Genomic DNA, 307 nt, shown 5'->3' with positions numbered 1-307 from the left:
TAATGGCGTAGTAAGTGGCATTACAAAAAGCGCTTCTACAAATGACACGAAAAGAATTGGTGCTACTTTAGCTATGGAAATAGGTGCTGAAAAGGCTGGTGGTATTATAGGTGGTGGAATGCAAGTTGCAACGCAAAGCGGAATGAGAGCTGGTGGAGATTTTATTGCAAAGCAATCAGCAAATACATTAGTTGGTAAGGCAACTAGGAAAACCCTAGCAAAAGTTGGTATCAATGTTCTAGGTAGAATTGCCACAGGGGCAGCAACAGGGGCAACTATCGGTTCTGGCTTTCCTATTGCTGGAACG

The 307-nt window shown here is 43.3% G+C and carries 1 protein-coding gene; it reads left to right on the top strand.

From position 1 onward, the window contains the following. Nucleotides 1-307, top strand: a 307-nt coding sequence (locus tag CQA53_RS13105) for a hypothetical protein (protein ID WP_181882496.1), incomplete at both ends; no start/stop codon positions are given.

This window comes from Helicobacter didelphidarum (assembly GCF_003364195.1).
Lineage (GTDB): Bacteria > Campylobacterota > Campylobacteria > Campylobacterales > Helicobacteraceae > Helicobacter_A > Helicobacter_A didelphidarum.
This window is presented reverse-complemented; position numbering and strand designations above follow the sequence as displayed.